The sequence below is a fragment of the Vibrio sp. 1249-1 genome, assembly GCF_033340495.1.
On the sequence record NZ_JAWOWJ010000162.1, the window covers coordinates 1 to 1,013 of the forward strand.

1 protein-coding gene is annotated in these 1,013 nt (G+C 50.4%); it reads right to left on the reverse strand.

Translation table 11 applies throughout. From position 1 onward, the window contains the following. Window positions 1-1,013, reverse strand: a 1,013-nt coding sequence (gene murA, locus R7Z50_RS24960; RefSeq protein WP_318149413.1) for a UDP-N-acetylglucosamine 1-carboxyvinyltransferase, incomplete at both ends; no start/stop codon positions are given.

Genomic DNA, 1,013 nt, shown 5'->3' on the forward strand with positions numbered 1-1,013 from the left:
TGCCGAAGCACGTAGATCCGTTGCCATCACTTGTGCACCACTTAGAGATTCAACGTCACCACAAATAACCGTGTTACCTTCAATCTCCGCTTTCGCCCCCATACGCATCAGCTCAGGCACGTGCATAAAGCGGTTTTCAAAGATAGCTTCAGTGATCACGCCGCCGCCTTTCGCCATCATGTTCAATAGCGTAAATTGCGCTTGCATGTCTGTCGGGAAACCAGGGTGAGGCGCAGTGCGAATACTTACTGCTTTTAACTCACGGTCTGTCATATCAACAGAGATCCAGTCTTCACCTGTCTCCACCAATGCGCCCGCTTCTTCTAGCTTCGCTAGAACCGCTTCAAGCAAGTGACCGTTGGTATTACGACAAACTACTTTACCGCCAGATACCGCTGCTGCTACTAGGAATGTCCCCGTTTCAATACGGTCTGCTACGACACTGTGCTTGCCGCCACCTAAGCGCTCAACACCTTCGATAGTGATGGTGTCTGTACCCGCGCCAGAGATTTTCGCGCCAAGTTTATTTAGGAAATCCGCCGTATCGACGATTTCAGGTTCGCGCGCTGCGTTATCTAACGTTGTGGTACCTTCAGCCAGAGCTGCTGCACACATGATGGTAATGGTCGCGCCAACGCTCACTTTGTCCATCACGATGTGCGCGCCTTTCAGACGACCATCAACTTCAGCTTTCACGTAACCATCTTCAAGTGTGATGGTTGCGCCTAGTTGTTCCAGGCCAGTAATGTGCAAGTCAACTGGACGTGCGCCGATAGCACAACCACCAGGTAGAGAAACTTGACCTTGACCAAAACGAGCCACAAGTGGGCCTAACGCCCAGATAGAAGCACGCATGGTTTTAACTAAATCATAAGGAGCGCAATATTCATTGATGCTGCTTGGATCGACGTGAACAGAACCGTTACGGCTTACTTTAGCGCCAAGGCGTTTTAGTAGCTCCATGGTTGTGTCGATATCGCGAAGATGTGGTACGTTTGCCACTTCTACAGGCT